This window comes from Candidatus Rhabdochlamydia sp. W815 (assembly GCF_018642185.1).
GTDB lineage: Bacteria > Chlamydiota > Chlamydiia > Chlamydiales > Rhabdochlamydiaceae > Rhabdochlamydia > Rhabdochlamydia oedothoracis.
On sequence record NZ_JAAVTY010000187.1, the window covers coordinates 1 to 1,142 of the forward strand.

The following is a 1,142-nucleotide window of genomic DNA, read 5'->3' on the forward strand; positions in this document are numbered from 1 at the left end:
GACAACGGAAAAGAATTTGCCTATCACCAAATGGTTAGTTTCGAGCTAGAGACAGACTTCTACTTTGCAACGCCCTACCATTCTTGTGAAAGAGGCTTAAATGAGCATACAAACGGACTAGTTAGGCAATATTTTCCTAAAACACAAAGCTTTTTAGATACGACTTCCAAGGATATGGAAAGGGTAGAAACTTATACTAAATAACAGACCTAGAAAGGCTCTCAACTTCGAAACTCCACTAGAAGTGTTTAGGAGATTATCTACAAACATGCTATGCTCGGGTGCACAATAGATGTTTTTTCAAGTATTTATATGTTCTTTTTTGTGCACTTCGAGGTTGAAAGGGCCCATTTTAAACTCCGGTTATTTTTAAAAAAGCAAGAAAGTTATATGATGTAAATATATTTTAAGTTCATGCAATTCTAAAATAACTTTAACTTAACAGTCTACGGACCTTACTTTATGAATCGAATAAATTTTTGTTGAAAAAGCCCCTTAAAATAAGGTACAAGAAAATAAGGCCAAAAACAAAGAGAGGTTTTCTATATGTATTTTTTTCTTTTAAGCAGTTTAGTGTGCATTCCCTGTTTGTTATGTGCAAATATCATATTAGATGAGGCTATGAACCCAGAAGATCAGCGTAAAACCGGTATAATAAAGTTAAATCGCAAACAAAAACTGGCTTTAGAAGCTTGGTTGAATGATCATTTTATAGCTAAAGGAGAACGTACCTCTCAAGATAAAGAACCTCTTTCTCTATCAATTAACATAGACAACGGACAAAAGTTACAACTTTCCGATGGTTCTATCTGGGAAGTACACCCTCAGGATGTTGATATTTCTGCAGTTTGGATTACCCCCTTCCCTTTACAAATAGAGAAAAGCACTAATCCTGCCTATCCATTTTTATTGAAAAATACAAGAACTCAAATGAGCGTAAGAGCTAGAAAAAGCAGCTCTAACCCTATGCTAAAACCAAAGGAACCTGTAAGAAAGAATACTATGCCTTATCAGGGATAAGTTTAAAATAAGAGATTTTAATTAATAGACCTCTTGCTTAGTTAAATAAAAATTTCATAATTGTAGATTCCAGCAATAAGATTGAACCGTAAACCAAACCTTTTTCTTCTGTTCCTATATTT

Annotated in this window: 1 protein-coding gene and 1 pseudogene; both read left to right on the top strand. The window is 33.8% G+C overall.

Annotated elements, in window-relative coordinates; all coding sequences use genetic code 11:
* Positions 1-292, top strand: a pseudogene (locus RHOW815_RS08165) (IS30 family transposase); the annotation flags it as partial.
* Between the two features lie 254 nt (positions 293-546).
* Entirely contained in the window at positions 547-1,020 is a 474-nt protein-coding gene (locus RHOW815_RS08170) for a hypothetical protein (protein ID WP_215217790.1), read from the top strand.
* Positions 1,021-1,142 lie beyond the last annotated feature (122 nt).